Source organism: Brucella tritici (assembly GCF_008932295.1).
GTDB classification, from domain to species: Bacteria; Pseudomonadota; Alphaproteobacteria; order Rhizobiales; family Rhizobiaceae; genus Brucella; species Brucella tritici.
In genome coordinates this window covers 168,252-190,704 of the sequence record NZ_WBWA01000004.1, presented here as the reverse complement: position 1 = coordinate 190,704, position 22,453 = coordinate 168,252, and the positions used below count along the sequence as shown (strand labels likewise).

The window sequence follows — 22,453 nt, the reverse complement described above, 5'->3', positions numbered from 1 at the left end:
TTCCGAAAACCGGTTCCCACTTTTCGGGATCATGTTCAATCCGCCGAACTTTTTTAGTCTGCCGAACTTTTCAGCGCTGCGCTCGCGGCCAGAGGCCCGAGGACGGCAAAGAACAGGGTGAGTGCTGCAAGAATGAGGAATGGCGCCAGAAAGGGCGCATTGTCTACTGTCGCTCCATGCGAAGCTGATACACCGAAAATGAGCACCGGAATGGTGAGCGGCAGAACGATCACCGACACCAGCAACCCGCCGCGCGGCAGCGCCACAGCAAGGGCTGCACCCACTGCGCCGATGAAGGCGATGGCGGGGGTTCCCACCAGAAGCGTCAGCGATGTTGCGCCGATTGCCGATGCATCCATGTTCATGAACAGGCCCAGCATCGGCGATGCGATCACCAGCGGCAGCACGCTCGCCACCCAATGGGCCACGCATTTCACAAAAACCGTGAAGGCCAGCATGTGGCTGTCCGCGCCGATCAGCAGCAGGTCGAGCGAACCGTCCTCGCGGTCGGCCTGAAACAGCCGGTCGAGCCCCAGAAGCGTCGCCAGCAATGCGCCGATCCACAGCATGGCGGGGCCTATGCGCGCCAGAAGGTTGAGATCAGGCCCGACGCCGAAGGGCATGACGGCAATGACCGCGAGGAAGAACAATATGCCGATCAGCGCGCCGCCACCGGCGCGGAAACTGAGGCGCATGTCTCTCAGGAAAAGCGCCAGCATCAGGCAGCCTCGATTGAACAGGCGGCCATGTCGAGCGCGCTGACGCCTTCAAGGCCAAGAGGAATATGTGTTGCGGCGACGATCATGCCGCCTTCCCGCATATGCCCGCGCATGATTTCTGCGAAGCGGACTTCGGACGCCTTGTCGAGACCGGCGGTCGGCTCGTCGACGATCCAGAGCGGACGATGGCTGACCAGAAGCTTGGCGATGGAAACACGGCGCTTCTGCCCCGTCGACAGATAACCGAACGGCAGATGTTCCACGCCGGGCAGATCGACCGTTTCCAGCGCCTCATCGATCTCCGATTGCGCGGCGCCGTTGAACTTCTGCCAGAAGGACAGGTTCTCGCGCACGCTGAGTGCCGGTTTCATCGCATTCTGGTGTCCGAGGTAATGGCAGGCGGCGCGCACCGGCAAAACTGTGCCATCCTCGCGAAGCTCAACCTTGCCCGCTTCGGGCTGAAGCAGGCCGCAGATGATTCGCAGCAGCGTTGACTTGCCCGAGCCATTCGGTCCGGTCACCACCAGCGCCTCGCCTTCACTGAGAGCAAAAGACAGGCCAGCGAAAATCGTTTCGCCACCTCTTTCGCCCGCCAGATTTTCGGCTTCCAGCCGCATTTTATACCCTCTAAGCCCCGATGGATAATTGCCAGACCAATAGAACCGGAACCCCGGAAGGTCTACGGAAAGGCATCGCAACATTTCGCCGCAAGGGGCCGAATTCACGATATTCTGTCTGGAATCGTTTTAGAAAACTCTCTATATGAGGGCTACCACGCCAGCGGTCGGCGTGGAAACCATTTTTGGCCGATCTCAACCTGTTGCCCTTAAGGACGCAGGCATCGGGACGGACAGCGGAAATGACTGCACCCGCACCTTGGCGCGTCCTTGAAACGCAGCAGAGGCGTTCGTCCTGGTTTTCCGGCCAGTAGCATGAAGGACGAACGCAGTGTCGCACATCGACAGCTTTAAATGCCGCAAAACCCTTACCGTGGGCGGTAAGGATTATGTTTATTACAGCCTGACCGAAGCCGAAAAGAACGGCCTCGAAGGCGTCTCCAAGCTTCCTTTCTCCATGAAGGTTCTGCTCGAGAACCTGCTCCGCTTCGAGGACGACCGCTCCGTCAAGAAGTCGGACATCGAAGCTGTTGCCAAGTGGCTGAACGACCGCGGTTCCGCAGGCGCGGAAATCGCCTATCGTCCGGCCCGCGTGCTGATGCAGGACTTCACCGGCGTTCCTGCCGTCGTTGACCTTGCAGCCATGCGCGACGGCCTCAAGGCTCTCGGCGGCGATCCGGAAAAGATCAACCCGCTCGTTCCCGTCGATCTCGTCATCGACCACTCGGTCATCGTCGACGAATTCGGCAATCCAAGCGCATTCAAGGCCAATGTGGACCTCGAATATCAGCGCAATGGCGAACGCTACCGCTTCCTCAAGTGGGGCCAGCAGGCATTCAAGAACTTCCGCGTTGTTCCTCCTGGCACCGGCATCTGCCATCAGGTGAACCTCGAATATCTGGCCCAGGCTGTCTGGACCAAGGAAGAAGACGGCGAAACCGTTGCCTATCCCGACACCTGCGTCGGCACCGACAGCCACACCACCATGGTCAACGGCCTTGGCGTTCTGGGTTGGGGCGTTGGCGGCATCGAAGCTGAAGCGGCCATGCTCGGCCAGCCGGTTTCCATGCTTCTGCCGGAAGTCGTCGGCTTCCGCCTGACCGGCAAGATCAAGGAAGGCGTGACCGCGACCGACCTCGTTCTGACCGTCACGCAGATGCTGCGCAAGAAGGGCGTCGTCGGCAAGTTCGTCGAGTTCTTCGGCGAAGGCCTCGAAAACATGACGCTGGCCGATCGCGCAACCATTGCCAATATGGGCCCGGAATATGGCGCGACCTGCGGTTTCTTCCCGGTTGACCGCGAAACGCTGAACTACATGAATACCACCGGTCGCGACGAGCATCGCATCGAACTCGTCGAAGCTTATTGCCGTGCACAGGGCATGTGGCGCGACAAGGGTGCTGCCGATCCGGTCTTCACCGACATTCTCGAACTCGACATGGGCGACGTCGTTCCGTCGATGGCCGGTCCGAAGCGTCCGGAAGGCCGCATCGCGCTGGAAAACATCGGTTCCGGTTTCGCCACCTCGCTCGAAAACGAGTACAAGAAGACCACCGGCCAGACCGCGCGTTATGCCGTTGAAGGCGAAGACTATGACCTCGGCCATGGCGATGTGGCGATTGCCGCCATCACGTCGTGCACCAACACTTCGAACCCGAGCGTGCTGATCGCTGCCGGCCTTCTGGCCCGCAACGCAGTTGCCAAGGGTCTCAAGACCAAGCCATGGGTCAAGACCTCGCTCGCACCCGGCTCCCAGGTCGTTGCCGCCTATCTCGAATCCGCTGGCCTCCAGAAGGATCTCGACGCGCTCGGCTTCAACCTCGTCGGTTTCGGCTGCACGACCTGCATCGGCAATTCCGGTCCGCTGCCTGCACCGATCTCCAAGACGATCAACGAAAAGGGCCTGATCGCGGCTGCCGTTCTGTCCGGCAACCGTAACTTCGAAGGCCGCGTTTCGCCTGACGTGCAGGCAAACTACCTTGCTTCGCCGCCGCTCGTCGTCGCCCACGCTCTTGCCGGTACGGTCACCAAGGACCTGACCAAGGAGCCGCTCGGCGAAGATCAGAACGGAAATCCGGTGTTCCTCCGCGACATCTGGCCTTCCTCTCAGGAAATCCAGGAATTCATCGCCAAGAACGTCACCCGCAAGATTTTCTCCGAAAAATATGCGGACGTGTTCAAGGGCGACGAAAACTGGCAGGCCGTTCAGGTTCCTGCGGGCCAGACCTATGCATGGGACGACAACTCGACCTATGTGCAGAACCCGCCTTACTTCGTCGGCATGGGCAAGTCGGCTGGCACGATCGGCGACGTCAAGGGTGCCCGCATTCTGGGTCTCTTCGGCGACAAGATCACGACCGACCACATTTCACCTGCCGGTTCCATCAAGGCGCAGTCGCCTGCTGGCAAGTATCTCATCGACCATGGCGTCGGCATTGCCGACTTCAACCAGTACGGTACGCGCCGCGGCAACCATGAAGTGATGATGCGCGGCACCTTCGCAAACATCCGCATTCGCAACCACATGCTGGGCGAAAACGGACGTGAAGGCGGCTACACCATCCACTATCCGTCGAAGGAAGAAACCTCGATCTATGATGCTGCCATGCAGTACAAGGCCGAGGGCGTGCCGCTCGTCGTCTTCGCTGGCGTCGAATACGGTAACGGTTCTTCGCGTGACTGGGCTGCCAAGGGCACCAACCTGCTCGGCGTCAAGGCCGTGATCGCGCAGTCCTTCGAGCGTATCCACCGCTCCAACCTCGTTGGCATGGGCATTGTGCCTTTCGTCTTCGAGGAAGGCACAAGCTGGCAGACACTCGGCCTCAAGGGCGACGAGATGGTCTCCATCGAAGGTCTTGCAGATGTACGTCCGCGCCAGAAAGTCGAAGCTTCCATCACTTTTGCCGACGGCACGGTGAAGAAGGTTCCACTCATCTGCCGCATCGATACGCTGGACGAGCTCGACTACATGAAGAATGGCGGCATCCTGCAGACCGTTCTGCGCGATCTGGCTGCTTAATCAGCAAAGCATAAAAATCAGAAGCCGCCGGAGAAATCCGGCGGCTTTTTATTTTAGAGCAGACATGGAGCCTATCGGCCTGATCGGATCATTTCCCTGACTTTTACCGCTTTTTCAAAGTGATCGAGGGTATGGGTCTTGATCCACCACTCGGCAGCCTCCATGAGCAGTTCCGGCTCCGTATTCTTGTTGGCAAAGAAGGCATAGAACGAAATACCGACCTGCTCGCCCTTTTTCGCTATCTTCTCATCGCAAATTGCGATGACTTTTTCTCTCAAGCTCGATCTCATGTTCAACCAGTCTCGCTTCCGCACAATCTGTTGTGGCTGATTCTGATAGGAGATTCGCAACCTCTGCGAATCTCACCGCAACGTGAATTCCTATTGATTGCAGGACTTCTTACATAATAGATGTCAGCGACAATTATTGCAGGATGAAACGAAGTGATACTCCACGCCCCCTTCTATGGGACAGGTTCATGGCTTACCGGTGAGCATTTGCCCGGCTGGCGTAGCATCTGTGCCGTTCTGGGGCTGGCATTCACCGGCTGCATCTCCATGCAGGGCCAGGCCAAGGCACAGGACAGCAACAAGAAGACCGCCGTTCTGGAGCTCTACACCAGCCAGGGCTGCAAGTCCTGCCCCCAGGCTGACCAGAATTTCGCGAAATATGCCGACGATCCCAATGTTCTGGCGCTGTCGTTCCACGTCAATTACTGGGATTATATGGGATGGCGCGACACGCTTGCCACCCAGGAAAACACCGACCGGCAGAACGCCTATCGCAATTCCTTCAATGCGCGCATGATCTATACGCCGCAAGCCATCATCAATGGCACGGTGGAAGTCAACGGTCGCGACAGGGAAGCCGTTAAGGCACAGATTGCAGCCAACAAGCTGGACGTGCCGGTTTCGATCACACAGCTTGATGACGGGCGTCTGTCCATCGAAATTGGCGCAGGCAAGAAGCCGGAAGCGCCCGTGCATGTGGTGCTGTTCTATTTCCGCGATTCCGTGACCATTCCGATCACCGAGGGCGAAAATGCCGGTCAGGCTGTCACCTATCGCAATACGGTTCGCGATACGAATACGATTGGCATGTGGGATGGCAAGCCGCTGAAGATCGAAATCCCGGCTTCGGAACTGAAACGCAAGGATGTTTCGGGCACCGCCGTGGTGCTGCAGGAAACGCGCGACGACAATTCGCTCGGCCCCATCCATGGCGCGGCCATGTTCAAGCAGAAGAAGCCGATCGGCCTCTGAGCTTTCTGCGATCCTCACCGCTCCCGCGTGATTTACAGCGAGAAATGCGCTTCGATCAGATCGAACAGATTTTCATTTTGGGCTGATGTAGCGTCGGGCACCTGGGCGCGTGTTGCAACTTGGTTCAGCGGAGGCTGGAGAAGGTTGGTTCGGCTCGGGCAGTCCTTTGGGCGGGGGGCTTGGGGTCGGACATACCCGAACCGAACCGTCTCAGGCAACGTGTAGATGCTGAAGCCATAATCAGGCTGGAATGCGAAGCTGACAAGGCGAAAATGTGGCCGACAATCACCATTGCAAACAGGCATTCTCTTTTCGTGAATAACTAATATAGAGCCTCTAACCCCTATTTATTGGGTCTTTTCCCGGTGAATAATTGGTGGCGAAAACGAGTCCGCAAAAGCCTCCCCTTGAAATTGCTTCACAAAAGCATCACCCTGTTGTCATGCGCCGGTTCGGTTCGCTTCTTCGCCATTGCCGAATATCCAAACCGGTTGCGCGCAGTTTGTTTATGAGCCTGCCCGATTTTCGGTCCGTGCTCTGCAAAAGGCTGAAAGGAAGGAAATGGATACGTCAAGCGCAGCGAATGAGGATTTGTCATCCCCTTCTCCCTCGTCTGCTTCGCCAAAGGTCGTTCCTCTCGACCGTGCGCGATCTGCTCCCGTCAGTTTCAACCGGCATGAACTCGGAAAAATCCTGAATATTTACGGTCGCATGGTCGCCTCCGGCACGTGGCGCGATTATGCCATCGACCATCTGGCCGACCGCGCCGTGTTCTCCATCTTTCGTCGGGCAAGCGAGATGCCGCTTTTCCGTATCGAGAAAAACCCGAAGCTGGCGCACAAGCAGGGTGCCTATTCGGTCATTGCCGCAAGCGGGCTTATCATGAAGCGCGGCCACGAGCTGGAACGCGTGTTGCGGGTGTTCGACAAGAGCCTCAAGCTCGTTGAAAGCTGATCCTTCATATAGGGATATTTGACAACCCAATCTTCCAAACCGACCCTTCGACAAGCTCAGGGCGGGGGCGTTGCGGCGGAATTAAACCTTGCAGATTACACGCCCCCTCATCCTGAGGAGCCGTTGAAAACGGCGTCTCGAGGGATCGAGGGATCAGGCGCACGGGCAAATCAGCAGGAAGATGATTTATGCAAGCGGCGGCGTACCCGGCTCGATTGAACGTCCGCCATTGAGCGGCAGTTGCATCAGCACCGTGTCCAGCCAGCGCCCGTGCTTGAAGCCGGAGCCCTCGATACGTCCGCAATGGGTGAAACCAAGGCTCTCATGGAGCTTGACCGAACCGATATTGTGTTCGCCATCGCCGATCACCGCAAGCAATTGCCGGAACCCCAATGCGGAAATGCGCTCGATAAGTTCGCGCAAGAGGAGCTTGCCGATGCCCTTTCCCTTCGCATCCGGAGCGATATAGATCGAATCCTCCGCAAGCCAGCGATAGGCAGGCCTGACGCGGAAATAACTCGCATAGGCATAGCCCAGAACCCTGCCGTCCTCCTCCGCGACGAGGATCGGAAAGCCCTGTTCCACGAATGCTTCAAAACGCTTCACCATTTCGTCCATTGCCGGCGGCTCGATCTCATAGGAGCCGGCGCCGGTCAGAACGGCTTCCGTATAGATTGCGGTGATCGTTTCGATATCGGCAGGCTGAAAATCACGAATGACGGGCATGGGAGGAACCGGAGTAAAGTGTTTTGATAAGGCTTCCACCATGCATCAGTAATCATATGGACAAAAGCAAAAAGGGCAGCGTTTCCGCTGCCCTTTTGTTCAAGTACCCTTCAGCCGATTAGTCGCGGTTGCCCATGAACTGCAGCAGGAAGGTGAACATGTTGATGAAGTCGAGGTAGAGACGCAGTGCGCCCATTACGACCTTGCGGCCATTCGCATCCGAAGAATCGCCTTCGTAGTACATTTCCTTGATCGACTGCGTGTCGTAGGCGGTGAGGCCTGCGAAGATCAGAACGCCGATCACCGAGATCGCGAACTGCAGCGCGGTGGAGCCGAGGAAGATGTTGACGACCGATGCCAGGATCAGGCCGAACAGGCCCATGATCAGGAACGAGCCCATGGCGGACAGGTCGCGCTTGGTTGTGTAACCGTAGAGCGACAGCGCGCCGAAAGAGGCAGCCGTCACGAAGAAGGTGCGGACGATGCTCTGGCCGGTGAAGACCAGGAAGATCGACGACAGCGACAGGCCGACGAGAGCTGCATAGCCCCAGAAGACGGCGTTAGCGGTCGAGACCGAAAGACGCTCGATGCGGAAGCTCAGGAAGAACACTGCCGCGAGCGGCGCAAGCATCACAACCCAGCGGAGCGGGGACGTGTAGAGCGCCACACCGAGACCGGTGAGCATCTTGCCGTTAGCAAGCTGCGCGACGGCTGCGGACGGGTCCGTGGTCGTTGCGAGTGCTGCAACGGCAAATGCGGCAAGGCCGGTAACGGCCAAGCCGATAGCCATCATGTTATAAACGCCAAGCATATAGCTGCGCAGGCCCTGATCGATGCCCGCATCAGCACGAGCGCCGCCTACCGGCCTCTGCTGTGCCTGAATATTGCGAAAGTCAGCCATGACTTAAATCCTCTTGCCATGTCCCGTCCGGTGTCGGGGCGCTCAAAAGGCCGAGCCGCCGCCAGGCGCCGCTGGCGGGACCCCAGCATGCCTGCCTGACATTATGGGGATTTCGGCCTTCGCGTACAAGTACCACCTGTAAAAAAACGTGATGCATCGGCGCGAACGCGCAAACGCATTATCCATAATATCCAACGGCTTACGTTTTCTCACCCTTCCCTATTACAAATCGTTCATATGGTTCTGAGCACCTGGGCGGGCTTCTGGCCGAGAACGCGCCATGTCCCGGCCAGTCCGAAACCGACAGTCAGCACCAGCGCTATGGCAACGGTCATCAGCGCAACATCGGGCAGGAAGCTTGCTTTCAGCTTCATGATTTCGACCACGACATACCAGCCAGCCGCGCTGCCGGCGACGAGTGCGAAGAGCGCCGTTGCAAGCCCGAGCAGCATATATTCAAGCACATAGGCCGTTATCAGCGTGCCGCGCGTGGCGCCCAGCGTCTTCAGCACCACTGCATCGTGAACGCGGGCACGGTTACCGGCTGCGAGCGCTCCACCCAGTACCAGAACCGAAGCGGCGAGCGCGATGGAGGCAGCGGCACGGATGGCGGTTGCAAGCTGGCTGATGAGATCATTCGCGACATTGAGCGCATCGGTCACGCTGACTGTCGTGACGGCAGGCCATGTCTTGGTGACCTGCCGCAGCACATCAGGCGCAAGGTTCTTCAGGCTGTCGGGAATGGTGAGTGTTGCAAGCCACGTCGCAGGCGCACCGGCAAAGGTATTGGGCGAAAACACCATGACGAAATTCATCGCAAGCGTTTCCCACTGAACCTGCCGGAAGCTTGCGATCTTCGCATTGATGTTGCGGCCAAGCACATTGACCGTCACCGTGTCGCCCAGCTTCAGGCCCAGTTCCTTGCCTTCACGCTCCGCGAAGGACACCAGCGGTTCGCCGCTATAATCGGCTGGCCACCATTCGCCTTCCGTCAGCGTCGAGTTTTCAGGGACCGTATTGGAAAAGGTTATGCCGCGGTCGCCACGCAGCACCCAGGCTGCTTCCGGCGGGATAGTCATATCGCGCACATTGGTGCCATTGAAGGCAACGATACGCCCGCGCAGCATCGGACCGGAGGTGAGCTTGCCATCAGGCACGATGCCGCTGACCAGCTTGGTGAAATCACCGATGTCGCGGTTCTGAATATCGACGAAGAAGAAATCGGGCGCCTGCGCCGGGATGTTTTCCGTCACCTGGCGGCGCAGATTCCCGTCGATCAGTGCGATTGCCACCATCAGCGTCAGGCCAAGGCCAAGCGAAAGCACCACAGAGGGCGTGAGCGCGCCGGGACGATGGATGTTGCCCACTGCGAGCCGAAGCGCTGTCGAACGCACGCGCGGAACTCGGCGGGCAAGCCAGCGGATGCCGTCGGCGACAAGCCGCAGCACGCCGAAAGCCGCGATGGCCGAGACGATGAAGATTGCGGCGATGCGGCGATCATAGGCAACGTAAAGCGCCAGCCCGGCGAGAGCTGCAATCAGCAGCACCGCCAATCCAAGGTAAAGCAGCGGTGGCAGGCCACGCTGCTCAAAACCCTGCTCGCGGAAAAGCGCCGTCGCCGGAATATCCCGCGCCCTGCCAAGCGGAATGATGGCAAAAGCAAGCGTGGTAATGAGCCCGAAGACGGCGGCAAGCGCCAGCGCACCGGGGAAGAAACCGCCGCCACCGGCGACCGGCAGATAATTGGCGAGCGCCATGGCAGCGGCATAGGGGATAATCGCCGCCAGTATCAGCCCGAGAACGATGCCTATGAAGCCGATCACCATGATCTGCACGAGATAGACCAGCACGGCGAAGCGCGCAGGCGCGCCAAGCGATTTGAAGGTGGCGATCACGCCGCGCTTGCCATCGAGATAGGCGCGCACCGCATTCGCAACGCCCACACCGCCGACGATCAGTGCTGTCAGCCCCACCAGCGTGAGGAACTGCGAGAAGCGCTCGATATTGGCGCTGAGAGCTGGCGCGGCATTGGCGCGGGAGCGAATGTTCCAGCCTGCATCGGGGAAATCGGCAGCAGCCTGCCGCCTGACTTCGGCAATTGCTGCATCCGGCGCGCCGTCAGGAAGCGCGACCTTGTAGATATGATCGACAAGGCTACCCGGTTGAATGAGGCCGGAAGCGCGCAGGCCATCCAGCGAAACCAGAAAGCGCGGCGCAAAATTGAAACCCGAGGAAAGCAGGTCCGGCTCGCTCTCGATCAGGCCGCGCAGCTCAAACGTCTGCGAACCGAGCAGAACTTTCGCGCCAAGCGACAGGTCCATGCGATTGAGAAAATCCTGGGCGACGGCAGCGCCATAAATGCCGTCCTTCTTATCGGTCATGTCAGCGAGCGATTGCTGCGGCTGGACCTTCAGTTCGCCGTAAAGCGGATAGGCAGCGTCGACAGCCTTCACTTCGACCAGCGACTGGTCGGAGCCATCGGGCATGCGCGCCATGGAGCGCATGGTGGCGCTTTCCGCCGTTCTGCCCTGCTTTTCGATGAAGGCGCGCTCTTCCGCCGTCACTTCCCGCTGATTGAGCGCAAAGCTGACATCGCCGCCGAGAATGCTCTGACCTTCCGATGCAATGCCGGTGCTGACCGACCGCGCCACCGAGTTGACGCCGCCGATGGCGGCAACGCCAAGCGCGATACAGGCGAGGAAAATATAGAAACCGGACAGGCCGCCGCGCATTTCACGGAGCGCAAAGCGGAGAGCAAGCGAGAACGACTTTGCCGCACTCATGCGCCAGCCGCCAGCGGTTCGAGAACAGAGCCGCCCTGTGCAGGCTCTTCGATCCGGCCCGAGCGTACCGGGATTTCGATGTCGCAGCGCGCCGCAAGCGCCGGGTCATGCGTGACGAGCACCATGGTCAGGCCGTTTTCGCGCTGCTTGGCGAACAGGAGATCGGCAATCTGGCGCCCCGTCGTGGTGTCGAGATTGCCGGTCGGCTCATCCGCGATCAAGATTTTGGGGCTCGGCGCAAGAGCGCGTGCAATCGCAACGCGCTGTTGTTCGCCGCCGGAAAGTTCCGATGGATAATGGGTGAGGCGCTCGCCAAGGCCAACGGCGCGCAATTCGCGTTCGGCCACATCGAAAGCGTCGCGACGACCGGCAAGCTCCAGCGGCACGGCGACATTTTCCAGCGCAGTCATGTTTGGAATGAGGTGGAAGGATTGGAATACGATACCGATATTAGCGCCACGGAAAGCGGCAGCCTGATCTTCGCTCATCTGGCTGATCGTCTCTCCGGCAATCTTCACAGTTCCGTTATCGACATGCTCGAGACCTGCCAGAACCATCAGCAGCGTCGACTTGCCGGAACCGGATGGACCAACGATGCCGACCGACTGTCCTTGCGAAATATGAAGGGAAACGCCCTTCAGCACATGCACCGATGAGGCGGCGTGACCAAGGGTTAGATGAACGTTCTCAAGTTCGATAATCGGGCCAACAACCTGTTCCGTCACGCGGTTTTTATCCTATATGAATCTTTAGAACCAAACAGCGCGCCACAAATTTGAACTTATGTTGCGCCAATTATTGAAGAGAAGTCCGGCGGGCCATTTGCCCACAGCCCCTCAAATATGGGTTTTCGACGATGCGTTTCAAACTCTCAATTCCGGCATGGCTTCCGATTTTTGCGGCGATTGCGTCTTTTATGGCGGCGAGCCCCATCATTGTGGCAAGCGCGCAGGAAGATCCGACCGGCCTCGAAGACGCACTGCCGACCGAGCAGCTTTCACAGGTCAAGATCGTCGGCTTCGGCGACAGCCTGATGGCGGGCTATCTGCTGCCGTCCAATGCCGCCTTTCCGCAGCAGCTTGAAAAGGCACTCAACGACAAGGGTGTCGAGGTTTCGATCGAGAATGCGGGCGTATCGGGCGACACGACCACGGGCGGGCTTTCGCGCATCGACTGGTCCGTCCCCGATGGCACCGATCTCGTGATCCTTGAACTGGGTGCGAATGACGCGCTGCGCGGCATCGAACCCGACATTACTGAAAAGAATCTCGACGAGATGCTGGCGCGCCTGAAGCAGCGCGGCATTTCGGTCATTCTTGCCGGCATGATGGCTCCACCCAACATGGGCAAGGACTATGCCGCCAGGTTCAACCCGATCTATCCCAAGCTGGCACAGAAATATGGCGTGCCGCTCTACCCGTTTTTCCTCGACGGTGTAGCAACCAAGAAGGATTTTCTGCTTGAGGACGGAATGCACCCCAACGAAAAGGGCGTCGAAACGATGGTGTCCAACTTTATGCCCACTATCGAAAAGAGCCTGACGAATATGCAAAACAAGGGGACATCGGGAGGCTGACGCCGGTCGGGAGCATAAACAGCTTGCTCCCGGACTCAAACTTTGATTCGCTGAGTTTGCATCGGCAAATATCGAATCATCTTCGATGGAACGATGCACTGACTCTCTAGGCTAGAGCGTCCTTTATGCATCCTTTGGATGCCCGGCGCTCTGGCATGGAACGCTTCGAGGAGGATGCCTTATGCCGCGTCTTTTCACTGCCCTCGAAATCCCGCGCGACGCCGCGCTTTCGCTCTCGTTATTGCGAGGCGGTCTCCCCGGCGCACGCTGGATTGATGTCGAAAACTACCACATAACGCTGCGTTTTATCGGAGATGTGGAAGGCCACGTGGCCGACGAGGTTGCCAATGCGCTTGATCGCGTGCGGCGGCCTGAATTCATGCTCAACCTGTCAGGTGTCAATGCTTTCGGCTCCAAAAAACCGCACAGCATCTATGCGGGTGTATCCCCCTCGCCTGACCTCAACGCTTTGCAGGCGGAAATCGAACGTATCTGCCAGCGGCTTCACATTCCCGCCGACCCGCGCAAGTTCACGCCCCATGTGACACTGGCGCGGTTGAGAAATCCCCGCATCGAGGATGTGGTGCACTATCTCTCCTCACGCGGCAACTTCGCGACGCTGCCCTTCAAGGTAGGACGGTTCGTGCTGATGTCGTCACGTGATTCCGTGGGTGGCGGACCTTACATCGTGGAGGAAGCCTGGCCTTTGGTTGCCCGTTCCGGCCAGAACTGGTCGGCAAGCGCGATGGAAGCTGCCAGAACCATTCGGTAAACCTTTTCGAAATCCCCGGTCCCGCCATAATAGGGATCGGGGACTTCAACCGCCTGTCCTTCTGCAATCTCGGTGAAAAGCCCGATATGCGCGCTTGCATTTGCGGGCCTGCGCTCAGCGATCATTCGCATATTGTAACGGTCCATCCCAAGGATCAGGTCAAAACGGCTAAAATCACCTGCGATGAGCTGGCGGCAGCGTTGTGCGGAAATATCAAGACCGTGACGCGCTGCAACGCTGATGGAGCGCTCATCCGGTTCCTCGCCAGTATGGTAGCCATTGGTTCCGGCAGAATCGACCAGCACGTGGCGGATGCCGCGTTTTTCCAGCACATGGCCCATCACGCCTTCGGCAAGCGGAGAACGGCAGATATTGCCTGCGCAAACAAATAAAATGCTGGCTGGGACTTGTGCGGCTACAGATACGATCACGGAACTCTCACGCTCATGATAAGTTAGTTCAGGAACCGCAACATAGGCGAAAGACGATGGTACGCAACCGGCTGACGGAAAATGAACTGAACGAAGCGCTCACCGAACTGGATGGCTGGCAGAAGGTCGAGGGACGCGAGGCGATTGCCAAAAGCTTCAAGTTCAAGGATTTCAATGCCGCCTTCGGTTTCATGGCGCGCGCAGCGCTCCACGCGGAAAAGCTCGATCATCACCCTGAATGGTTCAATGTCTACAACCGCGTCGATGTTACGCTCGCCACCCATAGCGAGAACGGTATTACGGAACTCGACATCAAGCTTGCGCACAAGATGAACGCTATAGCCTGAATTTAGAGCTTTGAAATATAGACATAAATCTTCCGGCGGTCATAGTTGAAGCTGCCGTCAGGGTTGCGGCTGGAATAGGGTAGAACGCGGGTAAGATTGATGCGATCCTGCCAGTTCTGCCCGAGTTTTCCGCCATGGACGCCGCGGATATGGACATCGCCAAGCGAAATGGCGGCATGGAAAATATGCCCAGCCTGAACGTCATAAAAGCCGATTGCCTGACCGAAAGGCAGCGCTGAATAACCGTTCCATTGTTCGCCCGCCCTGAAATTCAGGATCGGTATCCAGTTCTGGCTGGACGTGCCGCGCAACGTATTGAGCGAAATTCCGGCACCGAAGAGAAACCGCAGATAGACGGCGGCATCGTAGCATCCCGCCTCTGAGAGATCGACGGTGATGTAATTGTCTTCGCTTCCGGCAGCCAGTAGCTGGTTGCCGCGAAACAGCCGTGTTGAACGGTCGCTGCGGATGAAGTTTTCCCCATAGCCGGTCAAATGCATCAAAACCTCCACTCATTCAGCAATGGACCATCGCGCGCCAGAAACGCTTTGGAGGCGATCTGGGGAGGCGATCCGGTCGAATCTGTATTTTGGGGATTTGATGAGAGCGTTGTAGCTGATGGTTGTTGCAGGTGACCGGGATGATGGAATCATCATGGTCTTGCAAGGACAGCACAAACTCCCCATTTTTAACCGGTCATAGCCCGTATTCGATGATTGGAAGCGGGACGACAGGAGTTGAACGAGAATGGATGACGTCAGAATCGGTGAAATCCTCGAACCCGGCAGCGAGAGCGAATTCAAGAAGCGCAGCGAACGGGTGAAGAGCGGATTCTGGAAGGCTGCGCGCCGCGCCGGTCGCATGGTGCCGTTCATGGATGAGGTGGTGGCAGCCTATTACTGCGCCCTCGACCAGAAGACGCCAACCCGTGTGCGCATGACGTTGATGGCGGCGCTCGCTTATTTCGTCCTGCCCTTCGACGCCATTCCAGACATTCTGGCCGGTATCGGCTTCACCGATGACGTTGCCGTGCTGATGGCAGCGCTGACAGCCGTTCGAGCCCACATCACGCCTGCGCACCGGCTCGCTGCGCGGCAGGCGCTCGAGGATGAGGGAGTAAGGGAGTAAGGGAGTAAGGGAGTAAGGGAGTCTGATCACAGCTATGTGATTCCGACAACCCTGCATCATTTACGCCCGCTTTTCCTCCTTATTTTCCTATTCCCGTACTCCCCTATTCCCTTATTCCCCTTTTAACATACTGCCCTATTCCCCTACTCCCTTCACCAAAGACAAACTCTCGCCGCTTTCTTTTCATTCAACTGGAACCAAGGGATGGCGGGGCGACTTAGCTGCTCATTCAAGTTTTCTTTCGAAACTTCACCGTTTGGTAACCCAGATTAAGGCAATTTAATCGGCAACTGAGCGGGACGGCGTGATGAACGGCGGCATCCCGATATTCAAGTTTGAAGCAAACGAAAGAGAACCGGTAAAAACCAATGCTTGGAAAATCGATCGTCGCGGCTTCTGTGTTCATGATTGGGATGGCGGGTTCGGCACTCGCCCAGACCCCGAGCCAGATCAGCCAGTTCAATGCCTGGGGCGCCTATAGCTATCAGTCGGGTAACGGCAAGGTCTGCTATGTCCTCTCCGTACCGACCCAGAAGGCCCCGGCCTCTGTCGATCACGGTGACAACTTCTTCCTCGTGAGCCAGAAACCCGGCCAGAACATCTCGTTCGAACCGCAGTTCATGGCCGGTTACGACCTCAACACCAATGCCAAGGTCGTCGTCTCCATCGGCAACCGCAACTTCAACATGTTCGTCAACGGCAAGTCCGGCTGGATGGAAAATGCGGCGGAAGAGCCGCAGCTCATCGCAGCCATGCGCGGCGGCTCGGAAATGAAGGTGCAGGCACAGTCGAAGCGCGGCACCAAGACCAACTATACCTATTCGCTGAAGGGTATTTCGGATGCGCTGAAAGCCATCCAGAAGTGCAAGTAATCCACGCGATTGGAAGTCGTTTAAAGCCGGGTACACAACCCGGCTTTTTTCTTTTGTGCTGCACATACGCATAGCAGACCGGATTTCATGTGGGATGACGAATGCGATATTGTGTGCTAAGAGCGCGCGCAACAGGGTAGCAAAGCCAAGTGCTGGACCCTATTTATCCATGAATTCGGGCCAGATTATCTGGCGAAGCTTATCGACGCGCTTCAGCCGTCGTCTCCAACAGTTGAAAACAGATGTCCATTTCGTTCGACCTTACCATTGATGATACGCGCGACCAGCTTGCCCGCCATGCGCGCGCCAGCCTGGAGGCAAAGCCGTCGCTCATCGGCATGTCGCGCGAGGAAATGGCCGAAGCGCTGATCAAGGCTGGTGTGCCCGAGCGTCAGGTGAAGATGCGCATCAGCCAGCTCTGGCATTGGCTCTATGTACGTGGCGTTTCCGATTTTGCCGACATGCGCAATATTTCCAAGGATTTGCGCGCTATGCTGGCGCAGCATTTCACCATTGCGCGCCCGGAAGTGGTCGAAGAACAGATTTCGCAGGACGGCACCCGCAAATGGCTGTTCCGTTTTCCGCCGCGGGGTGCCGGCCGTCCGGTCGAAATCGAAAGCGTCTATATTCCCGAAGAAGGCCGCGGAACGCTCTGCGTTTCCTCACAGGTCGGCTGCACGCTCACCTGCTCGTTTTGCCATACCGGCACGCAGAAGCTGGTGCGCAACCTCACGTCGGAAGAAATTCTGGCGCAGCTTTTGACCGCCCGCGACCGGCTCGGCGATTTTCCGGACAAGGATACGCCCGACGGCGCCATGGTTCCCGCCGAAGGCCGCAAGATCACCAATATCGTGATGATGGGCATGGGCGAGCCGCTCTATAATTTCGAGGAAGTGAAGAAGGCCCTGCTGATCGCCTCCGACGGCGACGGCCTGTCCCTTTCCAAGCGCCGCATCACGCTTTCGACCTCCGGCGTCGTGCCGGAAATCTATCGCACCGGCGACGAGATCGGCGTCATGCTTGCCATTTCGCTGCACGCCGTGCGCGACGAGTTGCGCGACATTCTGGTGCCGATCAACAAGAAGTATCCGCTGGAACAGCTCATCAAGGCCTGCCGCGAATATCCGGGCTTGTCCAATGCCAAGCGCATCACCTTCGAATATGTGATGCTGAAGGATATCAATGACAGCCTTGAGGATGCCAAGCTTCTGGTGAAGCTGTTGCAGGGCATTCCGGCCAAGATCAATCTGATCCCGTTCAACCCGTGGCCCGGCACCAATTACCAGTGCTCGGAATGGGAGCAGATCGAGAAATTTGCCGATTACGTAAACGCGGCTGGTTACGCATCGCCGATCCGCACCCCGCGCGGTCGCGATATCCTTGCTGCCTGCGGCCAGCTCAAGTCGGAATCGGAGCGCATGCGCAAGAGCGAGCGCCTTGCGCTCGAAGCCATGATGATTTCCGGGCATGGCGAATAACGGGGCGAATAAACCGATGGGTGAGCGCGCTTGAACGATACTTTCGACTACATAACGCGCTTCGTCATCGTGGTATTCGGCTATTGCTGCGGTGTGTTGACGGCAGGCTGGTTTCTGGCCGCCATCCTTTTCCGCACTCTCGGGATCGATTCCTTCATGAACGATTTCGTCATGATGGCAAGCGACCCGGATGCCGGTTCGTTCTTTGCAGCCACCAGCTTCTGGAGCGCCGTCTTCGTCGGCGGTTTTGCCATTGCAGCCATGGCTGGCGGATTCAGCTTTGTGCCCGCCCTCATCCTCATCATTCTGGCTGAAGCGCGCGGTTACAAATCGTCGCTGTTCTATTGCGTTGCGGGCGCCCTGATCGGGCTTGCCGCCGCAGGCGCATCGCTTCCGTTCAGCGATGGCCGGAGCGTGCCGGAAAGCTCGCTCTGGATTGCAGCCATTGCAGGCGCCGGCGTCGTCGGCAGCTTCGTCTACTGGCTGCTGGCAGGGCGCAATGCCGGACGGCTTTTATCCCGCCCGGCTGAATAAAAAATCCATCTTCTTTTTCGCATTATCCTACGCATCGAAGCGGGATCAGAAATCAGTCCAGTGGACTGATTTCCCCGCGGAGACGCTTCGCACTTTTGCTGGAAATGGCCTTTTCATTCGCATTATCCTACGCAAAACCACTTCGCACTTTTGCTGGAAATGCTCTATTTTGCCTGTGCGGTGATGATCTTCAGCGCGAAGGCCGAGAATACGCCCGCAAACATCCAGTCCACGATGCGCGTCACGGTCGGGTTCTTTTTCAGGAGCCCGGCGAAACGATCTGCCGCCACCACCATCGGAATGGTGAAGGGCAGCGCCATCGGAATGAACGACAGGCCGAGGAAGAACAATTTGCCCATGGCATGCGGGTCATGCGCGGAGACGAACTGCGGCAGGAAGGTCATGTTGAACAGGATGATCTTCGGGTTCAGAAGGTTGATGCCAAGACCCGTCAGCCAGTTCTGGAACAGCGTATGCTTCTTGCCGCCATTCTTTTCCGGCGAGAAGGCCGATCCCTTGCGGATCGCCTGCACGGCCAGCCAGACCAGATAGCCCGCGCCCACCACTTTCAGCGCCGTAAAGGCTGCGGGAGACGCCAGAATGAGCGCCGAAAGGCCGAGCGCCACCATGGTCGTGTGAATGACGATGCCGGTGCTGGCGCCAGCCATGCAGGCAAAGCCTGCGGCCTTGCCTTCGGACAGGGCGCGCCCGACGAAAAGCGTCATGTCGGGACCGGGCGTGATGGAAAGGATCGCGGTTGCGATCGCGAACTGGACAAAAATCGTCCATTCGGGAATGAAGGTCAGGTTTGTCAGAAAAGACATCGAAATGTGCTCCAAGAGATGGCGCACGCTAGAATAATTTCCATGCAAATGGAACAGTGGAATGGAGGCCGAAATGCTGCTGATCGTAGGGACTGTCCGTCTGCCGTCGGAAAATCTTGACCGGGCGCGCGAGGCCATGCAGCGCATGATTGTGGCCAGCCGGGCGGAGGATGGCTGCGTGGACTATGGCTATGCCGCAGATATTCTCGAACCGGGTCTCATCCATGTGAAGGAGATGTGGCGCGACCGTGCTTCGCTCGACCGGCATTTCGCGTCCGCCCATATTGCCGAATGGCGTGCGTCCTGGCCTGAACTTGGTATCGGCGACCGCAATCTCGTTGTTTATGAAGTTGGCGAACCACAGATCACGTAATACCAAAACTTGATGAGTTTGACTCATCGAGTTTTGGTTAAGCCCGTGCGGCGACTGAGCATTTTCAGGGCATGATGCGTTAGCATCTCAGCGCCCTGGTATAATACGCATGAGTTTTCGCGATAAGTCGCAGCCCTTCGGCTTGCACGCTGCTTGGCAACTGATAAAAGAACTACGGACAAATTTTGGGCGCCGCTCTGGAGCGCCTGATGAGACGGAAGTTTATTATGAGCAAGTGGAAAGACGTTAAGAAAGTCGTTCTCGCCTATTCGGGCGGCCTCGACACCTCGATCATCCTGAAGTGGCTTCAGACAGAACTCGGCGCGGAAGTTGTGACCTTCACCGCCGATCTCGGTCAGGGCGAAGAACTTGAGCCAGCCCGCAAGAAAGCGGAAATGCTGGGCATCAAGGAAATCTTCATCGAGGACGTGCGTGAAGAATTCGTGCGCGATTTCGTTTTCCCGATGTTCCGCGCCAATGCCGTCTATGAAGGCGTCTATCTGCTCGGCACCTCGATTGCCCGCCCGCTGATCTCCAAGCACCTGATCGAAATCGCCAGGAAGACCGGCGCCGACGCCATCGCGCACGGCGCAACCGGCAAGGGCAACGACCAGGTTCGTTTCGAGCTTTCGGCCTATGCGCTGAACCCGGACATCAAGATCATCGCCCCATGGCGCGACTGGTCGTTCAAGAGCCGCACGCATCTGCTCGAATTCGCCGAACAGCACCAGATCCCGGTTGCGAAAGACAAGAAGGGCGAAGCGCCGTTCTCCGTCGATGCCAACCTGCTGCACTCCTCGTCCGAGGGCAAGGTTCTGGAAGATCCGGCTGTCGAGGCTCCGGAATATGTGCATATGCGCACCATTTCGCCGGAAACTGCACCCGACAAGGCAACGATCATCAAGATCGGCTTTGAAAAGGGTGATGCCGTTTCGATCAATGGCGAGCGCCTGTCGCCTGCAACGCTTCTTGCCAAGCTCAATGACTATGGCCGCGACAACGGCATCGGTCGTCTCGACCTCGTGGAAAACCGCTTCGTGGGCATGAAGTCGCGTGGCGTCTACGAAACGCCGGGCGGCACGATCCTGCTGGCGGCCCATCGCGCCATCGAATCGATCACGCTCGACCGCGGTGCAGCGCATCTGAAAGACGAGCTGATGCCGCGCTACGCCGAGCTGATCTATTACGGCTTCTGGTTCTCGCCGGAACGCGAAATGCTGCAGGCGGCAATCGATCACAGCCAGCGCCATGTCGAAGGCGAAGTCACGCTCAAGCTTTACAAGGGCAATGTGATGGTGATCGGTCGCGAATCGGACAAGTCGCTCTATTCCGACAAGCTCGTCACCTTCGAAGACGATCAGGGTGCTTACGACCAGAAGGACGCCGCAGGCTTCATCAAGCTCAATGCACTGCGTCTGCGCACGCTTGCTGCGCGTGATCGCAAATAAGCATATCCAATCCAGACAAAAGCCCGCCTTCCCGGCGGGCTTTTTGTTTTTAGAGCGGGACGTGAATTTTGTCTTTCTATCTGGCCTTGCCTGCCTGCATTCTGCTCGGCATTTATCTGCTGGTGCGCTGCATTGCCATCCTGTGGAAAATGATTGCGCCTGATGTCCGCCACCAATTTGCGGGTAACGCCCGGCCACATATCTTTCATTTGCCGAAAGCCGGGCGCTACGCGATCAACATCGTATTTCCGTCATTTACCGTTCTCACAGGAACAGCCTATTTCTCAACGCAATTTTCCATCAAGGCGCGCGCGACCGGCGCCCCGATTGCCTATCATTCCATAAGCCGTTTTCTGTTGAGTGTCCGGCGGACGGACATGCGCGGCAATGCTTCTCACGCCTTGGGATATTTCGACTGCACGACACCCGGCGATTACGAAATTACCTGCCTGACCCCTGAAAAGATCAGGGCGAATTTCCGGCTGGAAATAACGCCCCATATTTCGGTCCTGAAACTCGTGCCCGTCATCGCAGGGACTATTCTTGCCGCTGGAATGAGCGTGGGCGGGACGATTGTCTTTGTGCTCTGGATGGCTGGCAGGATCGGATGAGATCAAGCTGCGTGTTTTACACCAGCGAGCATCTTTTCCTCACCGGGACGCAAGGTCAGCACCCGCACGCCATTCGTGGTGACTGCAACCGTATGCTCGAACTGCGCTGACAGTTTTCCGTCACGCGTCACCACCGTCCAGCCGTCCTTTTCGGTCTTCACCTTGGCCGTTCCCTGATTGAGCATCGGTTCGATGGTGAACACCATGCCTTCGCGCAAACGCACGCCGGTGCCGGGCTTGCCGAAATGCAAGACCTGCGGTTCCTCGTGCATCTCGCGACCGATACCGTGGCCGCAATATTCCCGCACGATGCTGTAGTCATGCCGCTTGGCGTGACGCTCGATGGCATGACCGATATCGCCCAGTGTCGCGCCGGGTCGCACGGCAGCAATCCCTTTCCACAAGGCCTCATAGGTCACACGGACCAGCCGCGAGGCAAAGGGAGTAACGTCACCGACCATATAGGTCTTGCTGGAATCGGCGATATAGCCGTTCTTTTCCAGCGTGATATCGAAGTTGATGATCTCGCCGTTTTCAATGATCTCGTCATTCGACGGCATGCCGTGGCAGACGACTTCGTTCTTCGAGCTGTTCAGCACATAGGGATAGTCATATTGCCCCTTGCTGGCAGGCCGCGCCTGCAACTCGCGGGTAATGTAATCCTCGACCAGATCGTTGACCTGCATCGTGGTCATGCCCGCCAGCGGCGTGCGGTCGAGAAGTGTAAAAACGGAGGCGAGCAGCGCGCCGGATGCCGCCATTTTCTCCACTTCGGCAGGTGTCTTGGTCATGACGATTGAACCGCCAGAACCGGTAGTTCGACCTGTGCAGCGCGCAACTGCATCTGCACGATCTCGTTGAACGACAGGTCGGGATGGGCCTGCGCCAGCATGCCGATCTTCATCCAGTATTCAGCCTGCGCATTGATCGAACGGCACATGACGTCACTCGCCTTGCGCAGTTCCTCATGCAGTTCGTCAGCGATTTTCACGATACCCATATCATTGTCCAGACCATACGGTTCATATATGTATCATATATAAACCGCATATACCCATCGATCAAGCTCCCCTGATTT

General features: G+C 57.7%; 25 protein-coding genes. 13 read left to right on the top strand and 12 right to left on the bottom strand.

The window, feature by feature from the left end:
• Positions 1-53 precede the first annotated feature (53 nt).
• Entirely contained in the window at positions 54-719 is a 666-nt protein-coding gene (ccmB, locus tag F9K91_RS06730) for a heme exporter protein CcmB (RefSeq protein WP_061344785.1), read from the bottom strand.
• Complete coding sequence (ccmA, locus tag F9K91_RS06725) at positions 719-1,336, bottom strand: heme ABC exporter ATP-binding protein CcmA (RefSeq protein ID WP_151556579.1); 618 nt, start codon at positions 1,334-1,336, stop codon at positions 719-721. Before ccmA ends, ccmB begins: the two co-directional genes overlap by 1 nt.
• 331 nt (positions 1,337-1,667) lie before the next feature.
• On the opposite strand from ccmA, the gene acnA reads away from it, so the two are divergent.
• On the top strand, positions 1,668-4,355 hold the full coding sequence (gene acnA, locus F9K91_RS06715) for an aconitate hydratase AcnA (RefSeq protein ID WP_151650937.1): 2,688 nt from the start codon (positions 1,668-1,670) through the stop codon (positions 4,353-4,355).
• A gap of 71 nt (positions 4,356-4,426) precedes the next feature.
• Here the strand turns inward: acnA and F9K91_RS06710 are convergent, their stop codons facing one another.
• Positions 4,427-4,645 carry a DUF6500 family protein gene (locus F9K91_RS06710; protein ID WP_151556581.1) on the bottom strand — a complete coding sequence of 73 codons (219 nt, stop codon included), beginning with the start codon at positions 4,643-4,645 and terminating at the stop codon, positions 4,427-4,429.
• A gap of 237 nt (positions 4,646-4,882) precedes the next feature.
• On the opposite strand from F9K91_RS06710, the gene F9K91_RS06705 reads away from it, so the two are divergent.
• Together F9K91_RS06705 and F9K91_RS06700 are read left to right on the top strand one after the other, a co-directional pair.
• Complete coding sequence (locus F9K91_RS06705) at positions 4,883-5,617, top strand: DUF1223 domain-containing protein (protein ID WP_151677509.1); 735 nt, start codon at positions 4,883-4,885, stop codon at positions 5,615-5,617.
• 561 nt (positions 5,618-6,178) lie between these two features.
• The gene (locus tag F9K91_RS06700; RefSeq protein ID WP_151556582.1) at positions 6,179-6,571 is read left to right on the top strand and encodes a DUF2794 domain-containing protein; all 393 of its coding nucleotides are present in this window, start codon (positions 6,179-6,181) and stop codon (positions 6,569-6,571) included.
• Between the two features lie 186 nt (positions 6,572-6,757).
• Here the strand turns inward: F9K91_RS06700 and F9K91_RS06695 are convergent, their stop codons facing one another.
• The 4 genes from F9K91_RS06695 to F9K91_RS06680 form a co-directional block, all read right to left on the bottom strand.
• A complete protein-coding gene (locus F9K91_RS06695) occupies positions 6,758-7,297 on the bottom strand; it encodes a GNAT family N-acetyltransferase (protein ID WP_151556583.1) in 540 nt (179 codons plus the stop codon).
• Between the two features lie 118 nt (positions 7,298-7,415).
• The gene (locus tag F9K91_RS06690; RefSeq protein WP_151677487.1) at positions 7,416-8,198 is read right to left on the bottom strand and encodes a Bax inhibitor-1/YccA family protein; all 783 of its coding nucleotides are present in this window, start codon (positions 8,196-8,198) and stop codon (positions 7,416-7,418) included.
• Positions 8,199-8,431: 233 nt separating this feature from the next.
• Entirely contained in the window at positions 8,432-10,981 is a 2,550-nt protein-coding gene (locus F9K91_RS06685) for an ABC transporter permease (RefSeq protein ID WP_151677486.1), read from the bottom strand.
• Complete coding sequence (locus F9K91_RS06680; protein ID WP_151677485.1) at positions 10,978-11,706, bottom strand: ABC transporter ATP-binding protein; 729 nt, start codon at positions 11,704-11,706, stop codon at positions 10,978-10,980. Before F9K91_RS06680 ends, F9K91_RS06685 begins: the two co-directional genes overlap by 4 nt.
• Positions 11,707-11,837: 131 nt before the next feature.
• Between F9K91_RS06680 and F9K91_RS06675 the strand changes: the two genes are divergently transcribed.
• Together F9K91_RS06675 and thpR are read left to right on the top strand one after the other, a co-directional pair.
• Positions 11,838-12,557 (top strand): arylesterase, encoded by a 720-nt coding sequence (locus F9K91_RS06675; RefSeq protein ID WP_151677484.1) that lies wholly within the window; start codon positions 11,838-11,840, stop codon positions 12,555-12,557.
• 181 nt (positions 12,558-12,738) lie between these two features.
• Entirely contained in the window at positions 12,739-13,329 is a 591-nt protein-coding gene (gene thpR / locus F9K91_RS06670; protein ID WP_061344775.1) for an RNA 2',3'-cyclic phosphodiesterase, read from the top strand.
• Here the strand turns inward: thpR and F9K91_RS06665 are convergent.
• Positions 13,239-13,760: a low molecular weight protein-tyrosine-phosphatase gene (locus F9K91_RS06665; protein ID WP_151677483.1), complete on the bottom strand. Its 522-nt coding sequence runs from the start codon at positions 13,758-13,760 to the stop codon at positions 13,239-13,241. The genes thpR and F9K91_RS06665 overlap by 91 nt on opposite strands.
• Before the next feature lie 56 nt (positions 13,761-13,816).
• Here F9K91_RS06665 and F9K91_RS06660 point away from each other — a divergent pair, with 56 nt between their 5' ends.
• Positions 13,817-14,107, top strand: a complete 291-nt coding sequence (locus tag F9K91_RS06660; RefSeq protein ID WP_061344773.1) for a 4a-hydroxytetrahydrobiopterin dehydratase — start codon at positions 13,817-13,819, stop codon at positions 14,105-14,107.
• 2 nt (positions 14,108-14,109) lie between these two features.
• Here the strand turns inward: F9K91_RS06660 and F9K91_RS06655 are convergent, their stop codons facing one another.
• Complete coding sequence (locus F9K91_RS06655) at positions 14,110-14,607, bottom strand: hypothetical protein (protein ID WP_226622377.1); 498 nt, start codon at positions 14,605-14,607, stop codon at positions 14,110-14,112.
• 247 nt (positions 14,608-14,854) lie between these two features.
• Between F9K91_RS06655 and F9K91_RS06650 the strand changes: the two genes are divergently transcribed.
• The 4 genes from F9K91_RS06650 (at position 14,855) to F9K91_RS06630 (ending at position 18,119) form a co-directional block, all read left to right on the top strand.
• Positions 14,855-15,235, top strand: coding sequence for a YkvA family protein (locus tag F9K91_RS06650; RefSeq protein ID WP_061344771.1), 381 nt, complete (start codon positions 14,855-14,857; stop codon positions 15,233-15,235).
• A gap of 368 nt (positions 15,236-15,603) precedes the next feature.
• Entirely contained in the window at positions 15,604-16,107 is a 504-nt protein-coding gene (locus F9K91_RS06645; protein WP_151556589.1) for an invasion associated locus B family protein, read from the top strand.
• Between the two features lie 242 nt (positions 16,108-16,349).
• Entirely contained in the window at positions 16,350-17,585 is a 1,236-nt protein-coding gene (rlmN, locus tag F9K91_RS06635; RefSeq protein ID WP_151677482.1) for a dual-specificity RNA methyltransferase RlmN, read from the top strand.
• A gap of 30 nt (positions 17,586-17,615) precedes the next feature.
• On the top strand, positions 17,616-18,119 hold the full coding sequence (locus F9K91_RS06630; protein WP_151677481.1) for a hypothetical protein: 504 nt from the start codon (positions 17,616-17,618) through the stop codon (positions 18,117-18,119).
• 164 nt (positions 18,120-18,283) lie between these two features.
• Here the strand turns inward: F9K91_RS06630 and F9K91_RS06625 are convergent, their stop codons facing one another.
• Positions 18,284-18,943, bottom strand: a complete 660-nt coding sequence (locus tag F9K91_RS06625) for a LysE family translocator (protein ID WP_010657892.1) — start codon at positions 18,941-18,943, stop codon at positions 18,284-18,286.
• Between the two features lie 73 nt (positions 18,944-19,016).
• Between F9K91_RS06625 and F9K91_RS06620 the strand changes: the two genes are divergently transcribed.
• The 3 genes from F9K91_RS06620 to F9K91_RS26275 all read left to right on the top strand — a co-directional run bounded on the left by F9K91_RS06620 (position 19,017) and on the right by F9K91_RS26275 (position 21,375).
• Positions 19,017-19,316: a putative quinol monooxygenase gene (locus tag F9K91_RS06620; RefSeq protein ID WP_151556592.1), complete on the top strand. Its 300-nt coding sequence runs from the start codon at positions 19,017-19,019 to the stop codon at positions 19,314-19,316.
• A 227-nt stretch (positions 19,317-19,543) separates the two neighbouring features.
• Positions 19,544-20,764, top strand: a complete 1,221-nt coding sequence (locus tag F9K91_RS06615; RefSeq protein WP_040129026.1) for an argininosuccinate synthase — start codon at positions 19,544-19,546, stop codon at positions 20,762-20,764.
• Positions 20,765-20,832: 68 nt separating this feature from the next.
• Entirely contained in the window at positions 20,833-21,375 is a 543-nt protein-coding gene (locus tag F9K91_RS26275) for a hypothetical protein (RefSeq protein ID WP_235912800.1), read from the top strand.
• Between the two features lie 2 nt (positions 21,376-21,377).
• Here the strand turns inward: F9K91_RS26275 and map are convergent, their stop codons facing one another.
• Positions 21,378-22,166 (bottom strand): type I methionyl aminopeptidase, encoded by a 789-nt coding sequence (gene map, locus F9K91_RS06605; protein ID WP_151677480.1) that lies wholly within the window; start codon positions 22,164-22,166, stop codon positions 21,378-21,380.
• A complete protein-coding gene (locus tag F9K91_RS06600) occupies positions 22,163-22,375 on the bottom strand; it encodes a ParD-like family protein (protein ID WP_151556594.1) in 213 nt (70 codons plus the stop codon). Before F9K91_RS06600 ends, map begins: the two co-directional genes overlap by 4 nt.
• Between the last annotated feature and the right edge of the window lie 78 nt (positions 22,376-22,453).